Genomic DNA, 21,418 nt, shown 5'->3' on the forward strand with positions numbered 1-21,418 from the left:
GTTATGCACAGCGGTAATGTGAGTGTCAATGGACATGACCGTCTCAGCCGAGTAACGAGGAGGTGGCGAAATGCGACTCCAGCTGCTCGCGCTCCTGGCTAAGGAGCCTGCCCACGGATACGAGCTCAAACAGGCTCTTGAGCAGACGTTTGGCAACGCCTACCCCTCTCCCAACATCGGCCAGATCTACGTGACCCTGGGGAGACTGGAAAAGGACGGCCTCGTCCGCGGCGTCGACGTCGAGCAGTCCAACCGGCCGAACAAGAAGGTCTACCACCTCACCGCGGCGGGCCTGGACACCCTCGCCATCTGGGCCGACGAGCCCACCGAGGGGCCGCGGGTCCGGGACGAGTTCTTCATGAAACTCGTGCTGGCCCCCATGACCGGGATGGCGGACCGGATGGCGCTGATCACCAGGCAGCGCCGCCACTACCTCGCCCTCATGCAAGACCTCAACCAGCTGCTGGCCGCAACGGATCGGGGAAACCGTTACGCGATTCTGCTGATCGAGGGGGCCATGCTGCATCTGCAGGCCGACCTCGAATGGCTCGACCGTTGTCAGGAGGAGCTCCTGTGACCCCTGTCCTCGCAGTCAAGAACCTCGTGAAGATCTACCGGACGGCGGGAGCCCCGGTGCCCGCGGTCCGCGGCGTGGACCTGGAGGTGGAGCAGGGCGAGTTCGTCGCGGTGATGGGCCCCTCGGGATCGGGGAAGTCGACCCTGGTGCACGTCATGGCGGGCCTGGACTCGCGCACCGACGGGGAGATCTGGCTGGCCGGGGAGCGGGTGGACACCCTCGGGGAGGCCGCCTGGGCCGTCAAACGACGCAAGCACATCGGCTTCGTCTTCCAGTTCTTCAACCTGGTCGCGAACATGACCGTCGCCGACAACGTGGAGCTTCCGGCCCTCCTGGCCGGCCAGTCGGCCCGCCAGGCCCGGGAGCGCCGCGACTACCTCCTCGGCGAGCTCGGGCTCACCGCCCAGGCCGACTCCCCGCCCGGACGGCTCTCCGGCGGGGAGCAGCAGCGGGTCGCGCTCGCCCGGGCGCTGGCCAACCAGCCGACCCTGCTCCTGGCGGACGAGCCGACCGGCAACCTCGACAGCGGGAACACCCGGGACGTGCTCCGCCTGCTCAAGGCCGTACACGGCAACGGGCAGAGCATCGTCCTGGTGACCCACGACGCCCGGGTGGCGACCATGGCCGACCGGGTGCTGACCCTGTGCGACGGCCAGATCACCGACGACGGCCGGATCAAGGGCCGGGGCGGCGGCGTCAGCGACGTGGTACGGCTGAGAGGCTGACGGTGAGCACGACACGCGCCTCACTGCGGTGGATCCGCGCCGACGTCAAGGCCCGGCGCGGTCAGGCGGGACTCGCCGCCTGCGTCGTCGCGGGGGTGGTCACCGCCTTGATCATGGCGGCGACGCTGCTGGAGGACGGCACCAACCCCTGGCGGGGGCTATTCGCCCAGTCCCGGGGCGCGCACGTCTGGATCCACACGGTCGGGGTGGCCGACCCCTCGGCCGCGCTCGCCCGGCTGGACCAGGTCACCGCCGTCGCCGGCCCCTACCGGACGGCGCCGGCGACCCTGCTGCAGGGCTTCGTGAAGTCGGGGGTGACCTTGCGGGCGATGGGGTTCACCCCGCCGGAGGTCGCCCGCCCGCTGATCCGCGAGGGGCGGTGGCTGGATCCGGCCAACCCCACCGGTGTGGTGGTCGAACGCTCCTTCGCGCGGGCGACGCGCCTTGTGGTGGGCGGGCACTTCCCGGTGCGCGGGGTCGACGGGGTGACCCACGACCTGACCGTGGCGGGGATCGCCGACACATCCGACCAGGGCTTCTACCCGGAGCGGCAACCGGGCCTGGTGTGGGCGCCGGCGGACACCGTACGGCAGGTGGATCCGGTTTCCCGGTTGAGCGTCACCGGCCTGCTGCTGGAGGATCCCGAGGACGCCGAACTGGTCGTCCAGCGCGCGGTCACCGTCCTCGGCGGCGAGGTGGAGCGGGCCTTCACCTGGCGGGGGATCCAGGCCGAGATGGAGCTCGACAACCGCCTGCTCGGGTTGCTGCTCGCGCTCTTCGGGATCGTGGGGCTCGTCGCGGCGGGGCTGGCCATCGCCAACGCCACCGGAGGCCAGGTGCTTGGCCGGCTGCACGACATCGCCGTGCTCAAGTCGCTCGGCTTCACCCGGGGGCAGGTGACCCGGATGCTGCTCGCCGAGCACGCGGCGGTCGGGCTCGCCGGCGTCGCGGCGGGCGTCCTGATCGCCCGGCTGCTCACCGTCTCGGTCTTCGCCGACACGGTCGCCGTGCCGCTCTCGCTCGCCCCGCTGCTGGCGATCACCGGGGGCACCGTCCTCACCGTGGTGGTCGCGACGCTCATCCCGGCCTGGCGCGGCGGGCGGACCCCGGCGCTGCCCGCCGTCCCGGTGGCGCCGCCCCACGGCAGGCTCTCCCGCCTGGCCCGGGTCGCGTTGCTGGTACGGCTGCCGCCCGCCTTGGTCCTGGGCGCCAGGGACGCCTTCACCAGGAGGGTTCCGGCCGCGTTGACCACGTTCGGGCTGGCCGTGCCCATGATGATGATCACGATCGGCCTCGGCTGCTGGGCGACGCTGGACGGCTTTCGCGACAACCCCGAGCAGGTGGGCCAGGCCGCCGCGCTCACCGTGCGGCCGGGGATCCTCTCCTCGGCGGAAGCCAAGCGGATCGCCGAGTCGGATCCGGCGGTGGCGGAGGTCTACCCCGGGGCGGATGTGGAGGTCTTCGTCCCCGGCCAGAACCGCACGGTCACCACGCGGGCCGTGGGCACCTCGCGGCGCCCGTACCCCTTCCCCGTCGTGGAGGGCCGGATGTTCGCCCGGCACGGGGAGGCCGTCGCGGGGCAGGGGCTGCTCGACCTCATCCGCCAGCGGATCGGGGACCGGATCCGGGTGACCGTCGGCGGGAGCACGGTGATCCTGCGGATCGTCGGCCGGACGATCGAGCCGGAACGCGACGGCGAGGTCCTGTCGCTGGGCATCGACAGCCTCGCCGGGAAGGACGCGGATCCGCCGGAGTTCTACTCGCTGGTGCTCCGTCCCGGCGCCGACCCCGCCGAGGTGCGGACCCGGCTGCTCGCCGCCTCGCGCAACGGGCTCGACGTGCAGCGTGTGGTCAACCCGGCCGAACGCCTGGAGGTGGTCCGGCCGGTGATCGTGGCGCTGATCGCGGTGCTCGCCCTGATCGCCCTGGCCAACCTGCTGACCGCCAGCGCGATCGGGCTGCGCGACCACAAGCGGGACCTCGGGGTGCTGAAGGCGATGGGCCTCACCCCGCGTCAGATCACCGCCACCCTGGTGGTGGGCACCGGGCTGCTCGCCTTGATCGCCGTCGTGACGGGGACCGTCGCCGGCGCGGTGCTCTCCGCCGAACTCATCGATCTGCAGGGGCGGACCAGCGGGGTGGGGGCGGGCATCGGGCGGACACCCGACCCGGTCACCCTGGTCGGCGCCGCGTTGACGGCTCTCGCGGCGACGACGCTGACGGCGCTCGTGCCCGCGCGTCGCGCCGCACGGGCCCAGATCGCCGCCGCGGTCAGAAGCTGACCGACCGGGTCGTGCTCACCGTCCTCGACCGGGCCGGGGGGATGAGCACGACATCGGGGTCATCGGGCTCAGTGGGCGTGCCCGGAGTGGTCGTGCTCGTCGTCGTCCTCCTCTTCCTCGGGCTCGTCGACCGCTTCGACGCCGAGGCTGGCGACCCTGAGGTCCACCTCGTCGATGGGGTCGACGAGGGCGAGCACGTCCTCGGGGTCGATGAGCCACTGCAGGGCCGCGGCCCCGCTGTCGTCGTTCCTGATCTCCTCGAGCTGTTCCCGGCGCTCGTCCTCGTCCAGGTCGGCCTCGGGGTCGTTCACGGCGGCCATCGCGGCGGCCTGGAGCGCGTCAACGTCCAGGACCTCGACGGTTAGCTCGACCGTAAGCTTGAGGTAACGTTCGGTGTCCTCTGCCTCACTCATGGGGACGATCGTAGAGCCCATGGAGGGGTGAGGTCGCCCAGCCGGTGCTCGTAGTCGGTCAGCCATGCCCCGAAGACGGCGAGTCCGCGCAGCCAGAAGCGGGAGTTCCAGGCGCCGAATCCGGTCAGCGCGTCGGGTCCGGCGGCGACGACCGCGGTCATCTCGGGGGAGAGCAGCGAGGGCACCGAGGCGACCACCCGGGACAGCATCGCGTGCGTCCACTCCCGGGCGGCGGGGCCCGCCGAGCGCAGGGGGGTCCGGCGCAGCGGGAGGGTTCCGTTGGTGGAGGGCAGCGCGGCGATCCGGGGGCTGGCGGCCCGCAGCAGCTCGCGGTAGAACCGGCCGCCTTCCTTGCGGGTGACCGGGACGGACAGGGCGCCGTCGAGGAACTCCGGGTGCAGGAACGGGAAGACCGGCGTCGTCTCGGGCCCGAGCAGGTTGACCGGGGAGCGGGCTATGCCCCGTACCGTCCTGGTGTGCAGGACGGAGAGCGGCAGCTCGGAGCGATGGCCGCGGAGGGGGGAGACGGCCTGGGCGAAGGCGCTCCGGACCCGGTCGTCGATCCACTCCAGGGCGCCCGCGCCGAGGATCGGCATGTGGGGTTCGCCGGTGAGGAGGGCTTTGAGCAGGGCGGCCTGGCGTTCGGCGTCGGATCGGGCGCTCACGGCGTCCGCGGTGATGAGGAAGTTCTTGAGCAGCGGGCCGCCGGCGAGGCCGTCGACCACCGGCATCCCGGTGGGCTGCACGGCCTTGGCGAACGGGGCGTACCAGGCGTGGTGCGAGGTGAGGTACTCCAGCCGCCGCGCCGTCCACAGCGCCTCTCGCGGGTAGTCGGCCGCGTTCTGCGGGATGATCCGGTGCGGCAGTCCGAGTTCGGCGGTGACGCAGCGCGCGTAGTCCAGGTCGTTGTCGAGCCCGTCGTCGGGGCTGGTGGTCCAGGATTCGACGCGGGCTCCGGTGGACACGGTGACGGCGGCGAGGAGGCGGGAGTCGTATCCGCCGCTGACCGGGACGAGCAGGGGGCGGTCGGCGTACGGCTTGAGCGCGTCGCGCAGGAGTTCGATCACGTCGCCGGCGCGCAGGCCCCGGTCGTAGGGTTCCTCGCGCACCCAGCGCGGGCGGCGCCGGTCCACGGTGAGCTTGCCGCGGCGCCGGGACCAGATGAGGGCGGTGGAGCCGGGGAGGCGCCGGACCCCCTCGTACGGCGTGTCCTCCAAAAGCGGATATGTCAGGCGAAGGATCGCGGCCCACGCGTCCCAGTTCACCGTGAGCCCGCCGGACAGCAGCGGCTCGATCAGCCCCGCGAAGTACACCGCGTCGTCGTCGCCCGAGTAGTAGACGTCGACCAGCCCGAAGCCACCCGTGTGCAGGACGACCGAATCCGGGGAGACGATCAGGCCCGGGGTCTCGTAGGTCTCGGCGACCCCCAGCCAGCCACCCGGCCCGGGGGGCGTCCGCCCACCCCAGGCGAAACCGGTCCCCTCGGGGGAGTCCGTGTACGGCGGCAGCGGCGCCGAGCTGAACAGGGCCACCCCGTCCGACTCGTGTACCGAGGTCACGGCGGGTCCGGCGGCGACGAGGGCGCGCAGACGTGCCTCATCGAACCGGCCGAGCGCGCCACAGACGTAGGGGCGTGTATGGAATCGTGGCCAATCATTGCTGAGCACGCAGCCGAGTGTACGGACATAACGGGCTATTCTTTGGCCGACCTTGCCAAGGAGCGTGACCTCATGGACGACGAGTTGCTCGACAACACCCGCAAGAGCCTCGCGGAGGCCGTCGAGCGGGCGAGTGAAGCCGCCCGGACGGCGAGACTGCTCGCCCAGTCCCAGGAGCGGCTCGCGCAAGCCGTACTCACCGAGGAGCTCCTGGCGCAGACGGAGGAGCGGCTGGCCGTCGCCGAGAGCACCGTCGGGAAACTCCGGGCCGAACTCGCCGAGACGCGCTACCGGGCCGAGGTGGCCCAGTGGAAACTGGACTCCGCGCAAACCACCCGCTGGTCCCGCCTCGGTGACGCGCTCAGCGGCAACCGCCGCAACCCCGTGAAACTCGCCCGGGAAATCCGCAAGGCCACCAAACCCGCCCCGCGCAAGCCCGCCCCCAAGAAGCGGGAGGTCCCCGTCCCCGCGGCCCCGGCCCACCCCGCGGCCGCCGCCCCGGCGGTGAACCGGCCGATCAAGTACGAGGTTCCCAAGGGGCCCGTCGCCCGCCCCCAGCTCACCGTCGCCGCGATCGTGGACCGCCACTCCGAGGCGATCTTCCGGTACGAGTGGCGCCAGGTCACCAACTTCGGCCCCGAGAACTGGCGGCGCATGCTGGACGAGCACCGGCCGCACCTGCTCTTCGTGGAATCCGTCCAGCCCGGTCCGCGGCAAGGCAACGGAGGACGGTGGCTCACCGGGCTGAGCGGGGAGTCCGGCGCGCTCCGCGACCTCCTCGCCGCCTGCGCCGAACGGGGCATCCGCACCGCCTTCTGGCAGTCCGCGCCGGGCGAACCCCCCCAGATCGCAGCCGAGTTCGAGTTCCGCTTCACCGCGTACCCGGAGGACGACCGGGACGGCGCCCTGCCGCTGCCCTTCGCCGTCCAGCCCCGGGTACACAACCCCGTCCCCCTGCCCGGCGGCCGGACCGAAAGCACCCTCGACCTCGCCCGGCTCTCCTACGACGACCTGCTCACCGCCTACCGCCGGCTCACCGCCCTGCCGGGCGGCGTCCCCGCCCGGCACGCGGCCGAGATCGCCGCCTGCGGCCTCGACGGGCTCCAATCCTGGCGGGACAGCCGTTCGGTGACCCCGCTCGTCGACGGGATGCTGGACGCCGTCGGCCTGCCGCACACCCGGGCCGGCACCACGGTCTGCGCCGTCTCCGTCGTCGACGGCCCGGGCCGCCTGGACCACCTGCGGGCCCAGCTCGCCCGGCAGACCCTGCGCCCCGACTCCCTGGTCCTCCTCACCCGGGGCCTCGACCGGCAGGTCGTGGCCAAAACCCTCGACGGGCTCGGGATCGAGGTCACCGTACGCGAGGCCGAGCCCCTCGCCACCGCCGGCGCGTGCCTGGGCCGGGCGCTCGCCCTCGCCGAAGGCGACTACGTCGCCGTCCTGGACGCCGACGACCTGTACGGCGAGCACCACCTGGCCGACCTGGTCCGCGTCCTCGGCCACACCGACGCCGCCGTCGTCGGGAAGGCCGCCCACTACGTCTACGTCCCCGGCAGCGACCTCACACTGCTCCGGCACGCCGACGCCGAACACAGCCCGACGCCCGAGCTGAGCGGCGGCAGCCTCCTCGCCCGCCGCACCGTCCTCGCCGAACTCGGCTTCGCCGACCTCACCCACGGCTGGGACGAGGTCCTCATGCGCCGCTGCGTCGCCGACGACATCCCCGTGTTCGCCGCCGACCGCTTCTCCTACGTGCGGGTACGCGACGACGTCCCCGACTCGGCCCGGGTGGAACACCACGGACGGCCCGAGACCCTCGCGCGCATCGGCGCGGCGGCCGACTGAGTACCCTGGCGGTCATGACTCCGGCCGAGCTCGGCGCGACCGTCGCCCGGACCGTGGCCGAGCTCGCCCCGGGGGCGTGCGCCGACCCGACGCCGCGCCCCCACGGAGACTGGGCGCGGTCCGCGGTCTACGCCGTCCGCTCCGCCGCCCGCCTCACCCCCGGCCTCCGGGAGATGATCGCGGTACGGCTGAACGCGGCCCCCGGGATCACCGCGACCGAGCCCGGCCCCGGCGGCCTGCTCCTGATCACCGTCGCCACGCCGGAGGCCCTGCTCACCGAGCTGATCGCCACGGCGGTCCCGCCCGTCCCGGCGTTGCCCGGCCCGGCCCTCGCCTGGCCCGACCACCCCAGAACCTTCGAAAACCCCGGCTTCGCCGTCAGATTCGCCTGGATACGGGCGACCCGGCTCCGGCGCTGGGCCGGCGACCTCGGCGTCCCCGTCGACCCCCCTGCCCCCGGCCCGCTCCCCGAACCCGGCGAACGCCGCCTCCTCCGCCTCCTCGCCGAACACCCCAGCCGCCGTACCGCCCCCAACCCCCGCCGAGGCCTTCCCACCTACCTGGAACACCTCGCCGACGCCTACCACGACGTCCACGAGCACCACCCCGCCCTCCCCTGGGGCGACCACCCGGTCACCGACCTCCACCTGGCCAGACTGGCCCTGGCATTCGCCGTACAGAAGGTCCTCGAATGGGGGCTGGGGACGCTTGGAGAGAACCCGCCGGAATGGCGATAGCCGAGCATCTTCAGCCTTCGCCGGGTCGTTCCCACAGCTTGGGCACGTGCGCGCTCGAAACGCCCCCGCGTCTGGACTGAGGAAGGCGTCGTCGCGCTAGCGGCGGCGCCTGACGAGGGAAGACGCGGGTCACCGGCGTTTCGAGCCGGCCGAGCGGAGCTCGGCCAGAAGGTACTGGTCCTTGACGGCGACTTCTCCTGACACGGTGAGCACGTCCGGGTTGTGACCGCGACCGTACCTACCGGGCCCAGCGGGTAAATGCAGACGTAGCGCGTCCAGCACCTGAGATCCAGCTGTGTTTACCCCCGGCCCGAGGACACCGGTATATCTCGGATGGCGGGCGGGGGCACGGGAGGATGCGGGGTTCGGATAGCCTGCTACGGGTGAGCAGATTCGCCCATCCGGCAGGTCCCCGGCACGCTGAAGTGTTGCCCGAGGAGCATCCGCCGCACGCCCCCGCCGACCTCAACGCGCTGGTGCCGATGATCTGGCCTCGTTCCGCACGGAGGACGGACGGCGTCTTGACGATCGCCGGTGCCGACGTCCGGCGGCTGGCGCGGGAGTACGGTACCCCGCTGTACGTGGTGGACGAGGACGACTTCCGGTCGCGGTGCCGGGAGTACCGGGAGGCGTTCCCCGACGACGACGTCTACTACGCGGGCAAGGCGTTCCTCTGCCGTGAGGTGGCCCGGTGGGTCGATCAGGAGGGGCTGGGGCTCGACGTCTGCAGCGGCGGTGAGCTGGCGGTCGCGCTGAGCGTCGGGTTCCCGCCGGAGCGGATCGCGCTGCACGGCAACAACAAGTCGGTCGCGGAGCTGTCGCGCGCCCTGGAGGCGGGCGTGGGGCGGATCGTCGTCGACTCGTTCGAGGAGATCGAGCGGGTGGCGACCCTGGCGGTGCGGTACGGCGTCCGCCCGAAGATCCAGATCCGGGTCACGGTGGGCGTCGAGGCGCACACGCACGAGTTCATCGCGACCGCCCACGACGATCAGAAGTTCGGGTTCTCGCTGAGCGGCGGCGCGGCGGCGGAGGCGGTGCGCCGGGTGCTGGCCCGCCCCGAGCTGGAGCTGGTCGGCCTCCATTCGCACATCGGCTCGCAGATCTTCGACACGGCCGGTTTCGAGGTGGCGGCGCGCCGGCTCGCCCGCCTGCTGGGGAAGATCAAGGAGGAGCACGGCACGGTCCTTCCCGAGCTGGACCTCGGGGGTGGTCTCGGCATCGCCTACACCGCCGAGGACGAGCCGGCCGACGTCAAGGTCATCGCCGACAGTCTCCGGGACATCGTCAGCAGGGAGTGCGGGGCGGCGGGCCTGCCGGTGCCGCGGATCACGGTGGAGCCGGGTCGCGCCATCGCGGGGCCGGGGGGCATCACGGTGTACGAGGTCGGTACGGTCAAGGACGTGGAGGGCCTGCGGACCTATGTGAGCGTCGACGGGGGGATGAGTGACAACGTCCGTACCGCGCTTTACGGGGCGGACTACACCGCTCTGCTGGCCTCCCGGACCTCGGACGCGACCCCGATGCTCTCCCGGCTCGTGGGCAAGCACTGCGAGAGCGGCGACATCGTCGTACGGGATCTGTGGTTTCCGGGGGATCTCACCCCGGGTGATCTGGTGGCGGTCGCGGGGACGGGCGCGTACTGCCGCTCCCTGGCCAGCAACTACAACTATCTGCCCAAGCCCGCGGTGGTCGCCGTACGGAACGGGAACGCACGGGTGATCGTCAGTCGCCAGACCGAAGAGGATCTGTTGAGGGGCCAGCTGTGAAACGCGGGCCGAGCGAGAACGGGAGCACGACCGGATGACGTTGAGGATTGCGCTGCTCGGCTGTGGCGTGGTCGGGTCCCAGGTGGTCAGGCTGCTGCGCGAGCAGGCGTCGGACTTGGAGGCCAGGGTCGGGGCACCGCTGGAGCTGGCGGGCATCGCGGTACGGCGCCTGGCGCGGCGCAGGGATGCGGCGGTACCGGCCGAGCTGCTCACCACGGACGCGCACGAGCTGGTGACCAGGGACGACGTCGACATCGTGGTGGAGGTGATCGGCGGGATCGAGCCCGCCCGGTCGCTGCTGCTGGCGGCGCTCGGCAAGGGTAAGGCCGTGGTGACGGCGAACAAGGCGCTGCTCGCGGAGGACGGCGCCACCGTCCATCGGGCGGCGCGGGAGAGCGGGGCGGACCTCTACTTCGAGGCTTCGGTGGCGGGCGCGATCCCGCTGCTGCGTCCGCTCCGGGAATCGCTCGCCGGTGACCATGTGCAGCGGGTGCTCGGCATCGTTAACGGGACGACCAACTACATCCTCGACAAGATGGACAGTACGGGCGCCTCATTCGCGGACGCCCTGGAGGAGGCGCAGGCGCTGGGGTACGCCGAGGCCGACCCCACGGCCGACGTGGAGGGCTTCGACGCCGCCGCCAAGGCCGCGATCCTGGCGGGCCTGGCCTTCCACACCCGGGTGACGGCGGCCGACGTGCACCGGGAGGGGATCGTCGACATCACGGCGGCCGACGTCGCCGGGGCGCGGAGCATGGGCTATGTGATCAAGCTGCTCGCGATCTGCGCCCGGTCCGAGGACGGGCGTTCGGTGGGTGTCCGGGTCCACCCGGCGATGATCCCGCGGAGCCATCCGCTGGCCGGGGTCGGCGAGGCCTACAACGCGGTCTTCGTGGAGGCGGAGTCGGCGGGGCGGCTCATGTTCTACGGGGCGGGCGCCGGCGGGGCGCCCACCGCCTCGGCCGTGCTGGGCGACATCGTGGCGGTGGGGCGGAACCGGCTGGCCGGGACGCGCGGGCCGCAGGAGTCGGTGTACGCCGAGCTGCCGGTGCATCCGATGGGCAACACGGTCACCCGGTACCACATCAGCCTGGACGTCGCGGACAAGCCCGGTGTGCTCGCGCAGGTCGCACAGGTCTTCGCGGAGCACGACGTCTCGATCCGGACGGTGCGCCAGCAGGGGTACGGCGACGACGCGCAGCTGGTGATCGTGACCCATCGGGCGACCGACGCGGCGCTGTCGGCGACGGTGAACCGGCTGCGGGAGATGGACATCGTCCGGGCGGTTGCGAGCGTCATGCGCGTTGAGGGCGACGATGTCGGATAAGTGGTCACTGTTTACTAACCGTGACTTTAAGGGAGGATCATCCTAAAGAGTCGGCGATAGTGTGCTTCTTCATGAGACGCCGACATCTGGTACTGATCACGGTGGGTGCCCTGCTGGGCACCCTGCAAGCCCTCCCCGCGACCGCCGAGCCGTCGGCCACGCCTGCGGCGGCTCAACCGAGTGCGGTACGGACGGTCGTCGCCTTGACCTTCGACGACGGCACGGCCGATCACGCCAAGGTCGCCCAGATGCTGACCAAGCGCGGGATGAAGGGCACCTTCTACGTCAACAGCGGTCGGCTCGACCGGCCGGGCCGGCTGACGACCAAGCAGGTGCTCGACATCGCCAAGGCGGGGCACGAGATCGGCGGTCACACGGTGAACCACGTCCGGCTGCCCAACCTCAACGAGGTCGACCAGGAGACCGAGATCTGCGAGGACCGCCGCGCGCTGCTCGACCTGGGGCTGAAGGTGCGCTCGTTCGCCTATCCGTTCGGGGCGTTCGACGAGACCAGCAAGCAACTGGCCATGCAGTGCGGGTACATCACCGCCCGCGGTGTGGGCGGCGTGCGCACCCCGGCGGGCTGCACGACGTGCCCGGTGACGGAGAAGATCCCGCCCGGCGACTTCGCCTACGTGCGGACCGCGTCGTCGGCGCGTCAGGGGCGTGGCGCGGACGTCTTCAAGGACGCGGTCGTCCAGACCGAGAGGAACGGCGGCGGTCTCGTCGCGATCGTCTTCCACCGGGTGGACGAGAGCAAGGGCACCTACGTGACCACTCCCAAGGCCCTCGGCGAGTTCCTGGACTGGTTGCGCGCGCGCAAGTCCAAGGGGACCACGGTGCAGGCGCTCGGCGACGTCGTCGGGGGCAGGCTCTGGCCCGTCCCCGACGACGTGCGGCACGCCGCTCAGGACCGGGTTCTGCGCTGAAACTCCTTGAGCAGTTCGGTCACCCGCTTGTGGAGCTGCGGGCTGCCCTTGGCCTGACCTTGGGTGGTCCGCTGCTCCGCCTTACGCTGCCAGGCCCCCGCCTCGGCCTTCCACTTGCCGGCGTCGCGCATCCACCGCTCGGCGACCCTCTTCCACATCGCGGACTCATCCGCCTGTGACCAGGGCTTGCGCGCGGTCGCCTGAGGCGCGAAGCCATACTCCTCGCCGTCGACCCGGGTCGCGCCGAACATGTCGTCGATCGCCCGGTCCAGGTCGTCGCCGCCGACCAGACGGGCCCGGGCCAGGGCGGCGGTCCGCTCCAGCCGGGCCGTCCGCCCGTTCCCGAGGTCGACGGACACCAGGCCGTACCCGTGCTCCGTCGCCAGGTCGGTCAGCTGCCGCAGGCTGCGGAAGTCGGGGACCCAGCCGGCGGGGCAGCTCAGGCGGAACGGAACCGGGGTCGGCCCCGGGTCGATCCCCTGGGCGAGCCGCACCCTCCCCTCGTGCTCGTAGGCCGCGTGCAGCATTCGCAGGTCGAGCAGGGGGTCGTCGAGAAAGGGGCGGCGCTCCCGGGCCCGCAGGATGTTCCACGGCCCGGTGAGGGTGACCCGGACGTCGGGGATCGAGGAGGCGAGGAACCCGTCCACGGTGGCCGCGGTGTCCTCGTAGTCGGCGGCTTGGACGGCGACCTCCACGTACGGCACCAGCCATTGGCGGTTGGGGTGCCTGCGCCGCTCGCGGGGGAAGGGGATGCGCTGGGCGATGAACGGGGTGTTCCGCCTGTGGACCTCCTTGCCCCGCCGCTGTATCCGGCTCTCGCCCAGGTGCCAGCAGCGGGACTCCTGGTCGGGGATGAACACGGCCCCCGCCTGGGCGAGCCGATAGCCGAGTTCGGTGTCGGAACCGAGGTCGAGGGAGGTGTCCATGCCGCCCGCCGCTTTGAAGAACCGGGCGTGTACCGAGCCGGAGGCCCCGACGTGCAGGCGGTAGGCGTCGTAGTCGGCCCGCCGGAGGTTGTCCGTGCGCTCCAGGATGTCCGCCACGCGTCCCATCCGCGACCCGGCTTCGAAGAGCTCGTCGGGGGAGGCGTCGCCGAGGTCGGCGGGGACGAAGCGAAGATGGCCGAGGACCACCAGGTAGTCGGCGAGATGATGCCAGCGCACCTGCGCCTCGACGTACTCGCGGGAGGGCACGACGTCCGCGTCGAGCCATTGGAGGACCTCGCCGTCGGCGAGGTCGGCGCCGAACTGCCGGGCGTGCGCGCTGCCCCAGCCGGCGGCGGGGCTCCGTACCAGCCGGGTGCGTTCGGGGACGTGCTCGGGGAGCCGCAGCGGGGGGTCCGTGCCGTCGTCGACGACGACGACCTCCATGAGACGGCTCGGGTAGGTCTGGCCGGCGAGTCCGGCGAGGGTGCGGTCGAGCTTGTCCTGGTCTCCGTACGCGGGGACGACCACGGAGACCGAGAGAAGCGGAGTCCACTCACCGACATTTGCTGGCTTGAGGGTCGAATAGTCGTTATGTCGGATACGTGGATTCATCGGCCGCGCCGCCAGAATGGTTTACGTTCCGACCTTTCATGTCGCTTTCCTGGGTTTTCATCATTTTTCATAGGATTAGTCACTTCAGGAGAGTTTTCATTCTCGGGGACGGTTACTCGGGTGGAGGGAAGCTCTGCGGATCGGACGCCGTGCACCGCGTCGATCACCGTGTCCAGGGGTTCGCCGGGTTCGCGCAGGAGCAGGGCCCGGCTCACCGCCGAGGTCCGCTCCAGCCGTACCTCACCGAAGTCGATCACTCCGTCCCGCCGCTCGTCGGCCTCGGCCAGGAGCCGGGGGAGCAGGCCGGGATCGATCGTCCACCCGGCGGGGCAGATCAGCCGGAACGGGATCGGGGCCGAGACGGGTCCGGGGTCGGAGACGAGGCGGACCCGCCCGTCGCCGTCGAAGGTCTCGCGGATCAGCCGCAGCTCCAGCCCGGGCTCGTCCACCAGGGGACCGGCCGGGCGGCGCCGGGGATCGGGCCAGGGGGCGACCAGCGTCAGCCGTACATCCTCCTCGGCGAAGCTCGCCGCCGTGGCCCGTACCTGCTCCGACGTCGCCCCGGTGACGTCCACCACCACGTCCGCCCAGGGCACGAGCCAGCGCCGGCCCCGCTCCTTGCGCAGCTCCCGGCGCTGCGGGACGCGGTGGGCGAGGTAGGGCTCGTAGCAGCGGAGCAGCCGCTCGCGCCGTGCGTCGCGGAGGGCGGGCAGGCCCAGGTGCACGGCCTGGGCGAGCGGCTCGGGGACGAAGGCGGCGCCGGCCTGGGCGAGCCGGAAGGCGAACTCGGTGTCGCCGCCGAGGATCATCGCCGGGTCGGCCCCGCCGGAGGCGGTGTAGAGCGAGCGGCGCAGCGACATCGTGGGGCCGGTGCAGACGTGGTAGGGGTTGCGCGCCGACCTGAGCATGTCGAGCTTCTCGATCGTGGCCTCGGTCGAGCTGGCCTTCCCCTGGGTGAGGTCGAAGGCCTTCTCCGGCGCTGGGTACACGTCGTCGGGGGAGATTCGGTCCGACTCAAATGGCAGGAACCGCTTGTACCCGATGGTGACCAGATACCGCGCCTGGTGCTGCCAGCGCATGAGGGCCTCGAGGTGGGCGGGGAAGAGGACCATGTCGGCGTCGACCCGCTGGATCACCTCCCCCTCCGAGGCGAGGGCGCCGGTGTGGAAGGCGTGGGCCGAACCCCAGCCGTCCGGTTCGGCGCGGATGAGCCTGGTGTTCTCCGGGGTCAGGGCGGGGAGACGCAGCGGCGGCTCGGTGCCGTCGTCGACGACCACGACCTCGGTAAGATGAGAAGGATAACTCTGCGCGGCGAGTGCGGCGAGGGTCAGGTCAAGCTTGTCCTGACCCCCGTAGGCCGGGACGACAACGGAAATCGTCAGACTCGGTTGCCATTCGCCCAAGGGGGGTGGCTGGAGTAACCCGTAGTCATTGCGACGGATACGAGGCTCCATAAGCGATTCTCCTGGGCTCGGCGGGTTGTGGTTGACCATATCTGATGACTTCCGCGTTATCTTGAACGATTGTGATGGAGGTTTGCTGTGAGTCTGGAAATCGGCCGGTTTCCCGTGATCCCGGCCGATGGCCGTACACTCATGCGCAACACCGCAGCTAGTTGAGGGGTACGGCGATGGGCAGGGCCTGGCGTGGAGTCATCGAGGAGTATCGTGACCGGCTGCCGGTGACCGAGATGACGCCGGTCGTCACCATCATGGAGGGCGGGACGCCGCTGGTGCCCGCGCGCCGGGTCTCCGAACTGACCGGGTGCGAGGTTCACCTCAAGGTCGAGGGGGCCAACCCCACCGGCAGTTTCAAGGACCGCGGGATGACCATGGCCATCTCCAAGGCCGCCGAGGACGGCGCCAAGGCGGTCATCTGCGCCTCCACCGGGAACACCAGCGCCTCGGCCGCCGCGTACGCGGTCCGGGCCGGCATGACCTGTGCGGTCCTGGTGCCCCGTGGCAAGATCGCGATGGGCAAGCTCGCCCAGGCGCTCGTGCACGGCGCCAGGCTGCTTCAGGTGGACGGCTCGTTCGACGACTGCCTGGAGCTGGCGCGCAAGCTCGCCGAGCACTACCCGGTGGCCTTGGTCAACTCGGTCAACCCGTTCCGGCTGCAGGGGCAGAAGACCGCCGCCTTCGAGATCGTGGACGCGCTCGGGGACGCCCCCGACGTGCACTGCCTGCCGGTGGGCAACGCGGGCAACATCGCGGCCTACTGGATGGGCTACCAGGAGTACGCCGAGTCCGGCCCCGCCACTCAGACCCCGCGCATGCTGGGCTTCCAGGCGAGCGGCTCGGCGCCGATCGTCAACGGCGCCCCGGTGACCCATCCGCAGACGATCGCCACCGCGATCCGCATCGGCAACCCGGCCTCCTGGGACCTGGCCGTCGCCGCGCGGGACGAGTCGGGCGGGCAGATCCAGGCGGTGACCGATCGCCAGATCATGAAGGCCTACCGGCTGCTCGCGGCCGAGGAGGGCGTCTTCGTCGAGCTCGCGTCCGCGGCGAGCGTCGCCGGTCTCCTGCAGGCCGCCGAGCAGGGGCTGGTACGGCCGGGCGAGCGGATCGTCTGCACGGTGACGGGCAACGGCCTGAAGGACCCGGACTGGGCGATCTCGGGGGCTCCCGCGCCCACCACCATCCCGATCGACGCCGTCGCGGCGGCGACCGCGCTCAAGCTGACCTGACCCACCGCACGGCGCGGCGGACCCCGGCGGTGACGACGCCGGGGCGTCGACCATGGCCGCCTGCTCCGGGAATCGCCGGTAAAGGGCCGGGCAGGTCTTTTGTGAAAGGATGTGCACAATCGCGGAAGCACTGATCAAGGTACCGGCGACCAGCGCGAACCTCGGCCCCGGCTTCGACGCGCTCGGGCTCGCGCTGACCCTGTACGACGAGGTCACCGTCGAATGGGACGGTCCCGCCGACGGTTTGCGCGTCGAGGTGACCGGGGAGGGCGCCGCCGAGGTGCCCCGGGACGAGACGCACCTGGTGGTCCGCTCGATGCGGGCCGCGTTCGAGCGCCTGGGCGTGCCCGGGCCCGCCGGACTCACCCTGCGCTGCCACAACCGGATCCCGCACGGCCGCGGCCTCGGCTCGTCCGCCGCGGCGATCTGTGCCGGTCTGCTCGCGGCGCAGGCCGTCACCGGGGCCGAGTTCGACGTGTTCGCGCTCGCGGCGGAGCTGGAGGGGCACCCGGACAACGTGGCCGCCTGCCTGGCCGGCGGGCTGACGATCGCCTGGACCGAGCGCGGGGAGGCGAAGCTGGTACGGCTGACGCCCGATCCGCGGGTGATCCCGGTGGTCTGCGTCCCGGCGACCAAGCTCTCCACCCACGAGGCGCGGGGGCTGCTGCCGCAGGTCGTACCGCATCGGGACGCGGCGGTGAACGCCGGGCGGGCCGCGCTGCTGATCGCCGCGCTCACCTCCCGCCCGGACCTGCTGCCGCCCGCGACGGAGGATCTGCTCCACCAGAACTACCGCTCCTCCGCGATGCCGGCGACCGCGGATCTCGTCCGGCGGTTGCGAGAGGAGGGCTTTTCAGCGGTAGTCTCTGGGGCAGGTCCTACCGTCATGGCGTTTACGACAACGGATTCATTGGATTCGCTCGCGCCAAAAGTGGGTACTGACTGGCACATCCAGCCACTGAACATCGACCTAAACGGTGCGGTCGTTCAGTTCTCAACGACACGCTGAAACCTCTTCGACCTCCAGGGAATAGCTGTGTGCGCTGGTGATGTTAGGCTGATAGCCGCACCAGATGCCCCCGTGTTGGGTGCACGCTCGTTAGTCATCCTTCGCCGGATCTGCCCTCGTGTCGCCACATGCCAGCGACACGGCGCACCGCGACGGTGGCTCCCCACATCCTCGATGTGGGCCTGCGAGCGAATCGTCCCGGCATCTCGCTGGATGTGTTACCCGGATGTCTCAGCAGTGTCGAGGATGCGGTTGACATCACCGAGTTCAAAACACCGCGGAGTTCCGCGGATCCCGACCCGGTTCGTTCCCGCCGGGTCGCATCACCGGGACGCCTGGCCGGGTCAGGCCGGCGCCCGTTCCCTGGGAAGGACCCTTAGTGAGCGATACCACAGAACTACTCTCTGACGCATCGGGCAACCCACCGCCGTCGACCGGAGACACCCCCACCCGTGCCGCGGCCCGACCGCGTCGTCGCACTGGCACCGGCCTGTCCGCCATGGTGCTGCCTGAGTTGCAGGCTCTCGCGTCGAGCCTGGGCATCAGCGGTATCGGGCGGATGCGCAAGAGTCAGCTGATCGCCGCTATTCAGGAGAAGCAGGGCGTATCCCCTGACTCGGCCGAGTCGGCTCCCGCGCCGGCGGCGTCGGAGGCCACCCGGCCCCAGTCCCGTCGTTCCGCGGCCGCCACGGTCGAGCGCACCGACCCCGCGCCGCAGCGGACCGCCGCTCCGGAGCGTGCCGAGACCCAGGACCGGTCCGAGGCCCCCGCGCGTTCGGAGGCCCCTGAGCGGGTGGGACGGACGCGACGGGAGCGGGTCCGGGCCGCCGCCGAATCGGACGAGCAGTCGTCGTTCCCCGAGACGGCCCAGACGGAGCCGGCGGACCGGGCCGCCGACGCCGACCGGTCCGAGAGCGGCCGGATCGACGGCGGACGGCGTGGGCGCGACGACCGCGGCCGGGACGACCGCCGGGGCCAGAGCCGCCGGGACGGCCGTACGGACGGCCGCTCCGAGGGCCGGTCGGAGCGTGGCGACCGCGGGGACCGCGGCGACCGCGGCGATCGGGGGGCGGACCGGGATCGCGGCGACAGCCGTACCGAACCCCGCGCGGCGGACTCCGGAGACGGTCGCCGCGGCGACCGTGGAAGCGACCGTGGGGGCGACCAGGGAGGCATGGACGACGGCGACGGGCGCCGCGGGCGCCGCGGGCGGTTCCGCGAGCGCAACCGCCGCGGGCGTGACCGCTTCTCGGAGAACGAGCCCGTCCTCGCCGACGACGACGTGCTGATCCCCGTCGCCGGAATCCTGGACATCCTCGACAACTACGCGTTCGTCCGGACGACCGGGTACCTGCCGGGATCCAACGACGTCTACGTGTCGCTCGCCCAGATCCGCCGCAACGGCCTGCGCAAGGGTGACGTGATCACCGGTGCGGTCCGTCAGCCCAGGGACGGGGAGCGCCGCGAGAAGTTCAACGCCCTGGTGCGCCTGGACACGGTCAACGGCATGGAGCCGGACCAGGCCCGGAACCGGCCGGACTTCACCAAGCTCACGCCCCTGTACCCGCAGGAGCGGCTCCGCCTGGAGACCGAGCACAACGTGCTCACCACGCGGATCATCGACCTGGTCGCCCCGATCGGCAAGGGCCAGCGCGGCCTGATCGTCTCCCCCCCCAAAGCGGGTAAGACGATGGTGCTGCAGGCGATCGCCAACGCGATCACCCACAACAACCCCGAGTGCCACCTGATGGTCGTCCTCGTCGACGAGCGGCCGGAAGAGGTCACCGACATGCAGCGGTCGGTGAAGGGCGAGGTCATCCACTCCACCTTCGACCGTCCCGCCGAGGACCACACGACCGTGGCCGAGCTCGCCATCGAGCGCGCCAAGCGCCTGGTCGAGCTGGGGCACGACGTCGTGGTGCTGCTCGACTCGATCACCCGCCTCGGGCGCGCGTACAACCTCGCCGCCCCGGCGTCCGGCCGGATCCTGTCCGGTGGTGTCGACTCCACCGCGCTGTACCCGCCCAAGCGGTTCTTCGGCGCGGCGCGCAACATCGAGAACGGCGGCTCGCTGACGATCCTGGCCACGGCCCTGGTCGAGACCGGGTCGAAGATGGACGAGGTCATCTTCGAGGAGTTCAAGGGCACCGGCAACGCCGAGCTCAAGCTCAACCGGGGCCTCGCCGACAAGCGGATCTTCCCCGCGGTGGACGTGGACGCGTCCGGCACCCGTAAGGAAGAGATCCTCATGTCGCCGGAGGAGCTCCAGGTCGTCTGGAAGCTCCGCCGGGTGCTGCACGCCCTCGACATGCAGCAGGCGCTGGAACTCCTTCTGGAGAAGATGAAGGAGACCAAGTCCAACACCGAGTTCCTCCTGCAGGTGCAGAAGACCACGGTCAACGACCGGGACCGGGACTAGCCGTGACAGCGGACAGGGGGCGTCGCCCCCTGTCCGCTGTGCTTTGTCCGGGGTAAGGGTTTTATCCGGGGTAGGGCTAGCCCTACCGGGAAGACACCTGCCCTCCGCATCGCGTACACACCCTTTGACCAGGCATCCTCAAGACGGAGAGCTCCACGACGACGGGCTCTGCGCGAGAGGACCAGGATGACCGTCAACCACGCCGACCACACGACTCCCTTGCGGGACAGAGTGCCCTTCGGCCCTGTCGGGCCGGTGGGGGTGCTCGTCGATCCTGCGACCTGGCGGGTGGCCCTTTACCAGGTTCTCGTGATTTTTCCGGGACTGTTCTGGTTCTTCCTCATCGTCGGGGCGTCCGCCGTTTCCCTCGCCCTCAGCCTCGTCGTCGTCGGCATCCCCCTGCTGGCCGTGACGCTGGTGCTCATCCGGAGCGCGGCCACGCTGGAGCGGCAGACGCTCGCCCTCGCGCTCGGCGTCGGGATCGCGCAGCCGTACCGGCCCGCCCCCGCCGGACTGCGCCGACGGTTGCGATGGTTCATCACGGATCCGGCCACCTGGAAGGATCTCGCGTACTTCGCGGTGCTTCTCCCGCTCGGCATCGTCCATCTCGTGGTCGGGCTCACGTTGTGGACGGCCGCCTTCGCGATGGTGGCCGCGCCGATCTTGGTGATGTTCGACGAACCCGTCCTGGTGCTCTACGAGGGGTTCGCCGTCGACACCATGCCCGAAGCCGTGCTCGCCACGCTGCTGGGGGTCTTCTTCACGGTCGGCGCGGCGTACGCGTCCCGGGGGATGGGCCTGATGCACGCCAGGGTCGGCCGGACCCTGCTCGGCACGAGCGAGGTGGACCGGCTCACCGCGCACGCCGCGCACCTGCAGGTCAGCCGGGCCAGGGCGGTGGACGCCGCGGAGGCGGAGCGGCGGCGGATCGAGCGGGACCTGCACGACGGGGCGCAGCAGCGGCTGCTCGCGGTCGCGATGGAGCTCGGCCGGGCCCAGAAGAAGCTGGACGAGGACCCGGAGGCGGTCCGGGAGCTGATCGAGTCCGCGCACCGGGAGGCCAAGGCCGCCATCGCCGACCTGCGGAACCTGGCGCGGGGCATCTATCCGGCGATTCTCACCGACCGAGGGCTCGACGCCGCCCTCTCCGCGCTCGCGGCCCGCGCCCCGATCCGGGTGGACGTCAGTGTGGAGATCGTCGAACGGCCGCCCGCCGCCGTCGAGAGCATCGCGTACTTCACCGTCGCCGAGACCCTGGTCAACGTGGCCAAGCACGCCGGTGCCACCGAGGCCGTCGTGGCGGTGGTCCACCGGGGCGACCGGGTCGTCGTCGAGGTCTCCGACAACGGGATCGGCGGAGCGGCCCTGCATCCCGGCGGCGGGCTCGCCGGTCTGGCCGACCGCGCCGCCACCATCGACGGAACCCTGACCGTGGCGAGCCCGCCGGGCGGTCCCACCCTGATCCGCGCCGAGCTCCCCTGCGTCTGGTGATCCGCGAAGCGGT

At 71.4% G+C, this 21,418-nt stretch carries 16 protein-coding genes; 12 read left to right on the forward strand and 4 right to left on the reverse strand.

Features of this window, described 5'->3' with window-relative positions:
- Positions 1 to 70: 70 nt before the first annotated feature.
- The 3 genes from RUR_RS23035 to RUR_RS23045 are packed head-to-tail and all read left to right on the forward strand — an operon-like array spanning position 71 to position 3,584.
- The gene (locus RUR_RS23035; RefSeq protein ID WP_283137241.1) at positions 71 to 577 is read left to right on the forward strand and encodes a PadR family transcriptional regulator; all 507 of its coding nucleotides are present in this window, start codon (positions 71 to 73) and stop codon (positions 575 to 577) included.
- Positions 574 to 1,302, forward strand: a complete 729-nt coding sequence (locus tag RUR_RS23040) for an ABC transporter ATP-binding protein (protein ID WP_283137242.1) — start codon at positions 574 to 576, stop codon at positions 1,300 to 1,302. Before RUR_RS23035 ends, RUR_RS23040 begins: the two co-directional genes overlap by 4 nt.
- 2 nt (positions 1,303 to 1,304) lie before the next feature.
- Positions 1,305 to 3,584, forward strand: a complete 2,280-nt coding sequence (locus RUR_RS23045) for an ABC transporter permease (protein ID WP_283137243.1) — start codon at positions 1,305 to 1,307, stop codon at positions 3,582 to 3,584.
- Positions 3,585 to 3,652: 68 nt separating this feature from the next.
- Here RUR_RS23045 and RUR_RS23050 read toward each other — a convergent pair whose 3' ends face one another.
- Both RUR_RS23050 and RUR_RS23055 read right to left on the reverse strand, forming a co-directional pair.
- Entirely contained in the window at positions 3,653 to 3,997 is a 345-nt protein-coding gene (locus RUR_RS23050) for a hypothetical protein (protein ID WP_283137244.1), read from the reverse strand.
- Positions 3,994 to 5,664 carry an asparagine synthase-related protein gene (locus RUR_RS23055; protein WP_283137245.1) on the reverse strand — a complete coding sequence of 557 codons (1,671 nt, stop codon included), beginning with the start codon at positions 5,662 to 5,664 and terminating at the stop codon, positions 3,994 to 3,996. Before RUR_RS23055 ends, RUR_RS23050 begins: the two co-directional genes overlap by 4 nt.
- Positions 5,665 to 5,727: 63 nt before the next feature.
- On the opposite strand from RUR_RS23055, the gene RUR_RS23060 reads away from it, so the two are divergent.
- From RUR_RS23060 to RUR_RS23080, 5 genes are all read left to right on the forward strand, one after another.
- Positions 5,728 to 7,500, forward strand: coding sequence for a glycosyltransferase (locus tag RUR_RS23060; RefSeq protein WP_283137246.1), 1,773 nt, complete (start codon positions 5,728 to 5,730; stop codon positions 7,498 to 7,500).
- Positions 7,501 to 7,514: 14 nt separating this feature from the next.
- Complete coding sequence (locus RUR_RS23065) at positions 7,515 to 8,237, forward strand: DALR anticodon-binding domain-containing protein (RefSeq protein ID WP_283137247.1); 723 nt, start codon at positions 7,515 to 7,517, stop codon at positions 8,235 to 8,237.
- Between the two features lie 383 nt (positions 8,238 to 8,620).
- A complete protein-coding gene (gene lysA / locus RUR_RS23070) occupies positions 8,621 to 10,003 on the forward strand; it encodes a diaminopimelate decarboxylase (protein WP_283137248.1) in 1,383 nt (460 codons plus the stop codon).
- Positions 10,004 to 10,037: 34 nt separating this feature from the next.
- Positions 10,038 to 11,330 carry a homoserine dehydrogenase gene (locus RUR_RS23075; protein ID WP_283137249.1) on the forward strand — a complete coding sequence of 431 codons (1,293 nt, stop codon included), beginning with the start codon at positions 10,038 to 10,040 and terminating at the stop codon, positions 11,328 to 11,330.
- Positions 11,331 to 11,401: 71 nt separating this feature from the next.
- On the forward strand, positions 11,402 to 12,259 hold the full coding sequence (locus RUR_RS23080) for a polysaccharide deacetylase family protein (RefSeq protein WP_283137250.1): 858 nt from the start codon (positions 11,402 to 11,404) through the stop codon (positions 12,257 to 12,259).
- On the opposite strand, the gene RUR_RS23085 is transcribed toward RUR_RS23080, so the two are convergent.
- Positions 12,238 to 13,797, reverse strand: a complete 1,560-nt coding sequence (locus RUR_RS23085; protein ID WP_283137251.1) for a glycosyltransferase family 2 protein — start codon at positions 13,795 to 13,797, stop codon at positions 12,238 to 12,240. The genes RUR_RS23080 and RUR_RS23085 overlap by 22 nt on opposite strands.
- Positions 13,794 to 15,200 carry a glycosyltransferase family 2 protein gene (locus RUR_RS23090; protein WP_283137252.1) on the reverse strand — a complete coding sequence of 469 codons (1,407 nt, stop codon included), beginning with the start codon at positions 15,198 to 15,200 and terminating at the stop codon, positions 13,794 to 13,796. Before RUR_RS23090 ends, RUR_RS23085 begins: the two co-directional genes overlap by 4 nt.
- Before the next feature lie 227 nt (positions 15,201 to 15,427).
- Between RUR_RS23090 and thrC the strand changes: the two genes are divergently transcribed.
- The 4 genes from thrC (at position 15,428) to RUR_RS23110 (ending at position 21,405) form a co-directional block, all read left to right on the forward strand.
- Positions 15,428 to 16,486 carry a threonine synthase gene (gene thrC, locus RUR_RS23095; RefSeq protein WP_283137253.1) on the forward strand — a complete coding sequence of 353 codons (1,059 nt, stop codon included), beginning with the start codon at positions 15,428 to 15,430 and terminating at the stop codon, positions 16,484 to 16,486.
- 109 nt (positions 16,487 to 16,595) lie between these two features.
- Entirely contained in the window at positions 16,596 to 17,495 is a 900-nt protein-coding gene (gene thrB / locus RUR_RS23100) for a homoserine kinase (RefSeq protein ID WP_283137254.1), read from the forward strand.
- A 379-nt stretch (positions 17,496 to 17,874) separates the two neighbouring features.
- Entirely contained in the window at positions 17,875 to 19,914 is a 2,040-nt protein-coding gene (rho, locus tag RUR_RS23105) for a transcription termination factor Rho (protein WP_283137255.1), read from the forward strand.
- Positions 19,915 to 20,100: 186 nt separating this feature from the next.
- Positions 20,101 to 21,405, forward strand: a complete 1,305-nt coding sequence (locus tag RUR_RS23110; protein WP_283137256.1) for a sensor histidine kinase — start codon at positions 20,101 to 20,103, stop codon at positions 21,403 to 21,405.
- Positions 21,406 to 21,418: the final 13 nt, after the last annotated feature.

The sequence above is a fragment of the Rhizohabitans arisaemae genome, assembly GCF_025996515.1.
GTDB lineage: Bacteria > Actinomycetota > Actinomycetes > Streptosporangiales > Streptosporangiaceae > Rhizohabitans > Rhizohabitans arisaemae.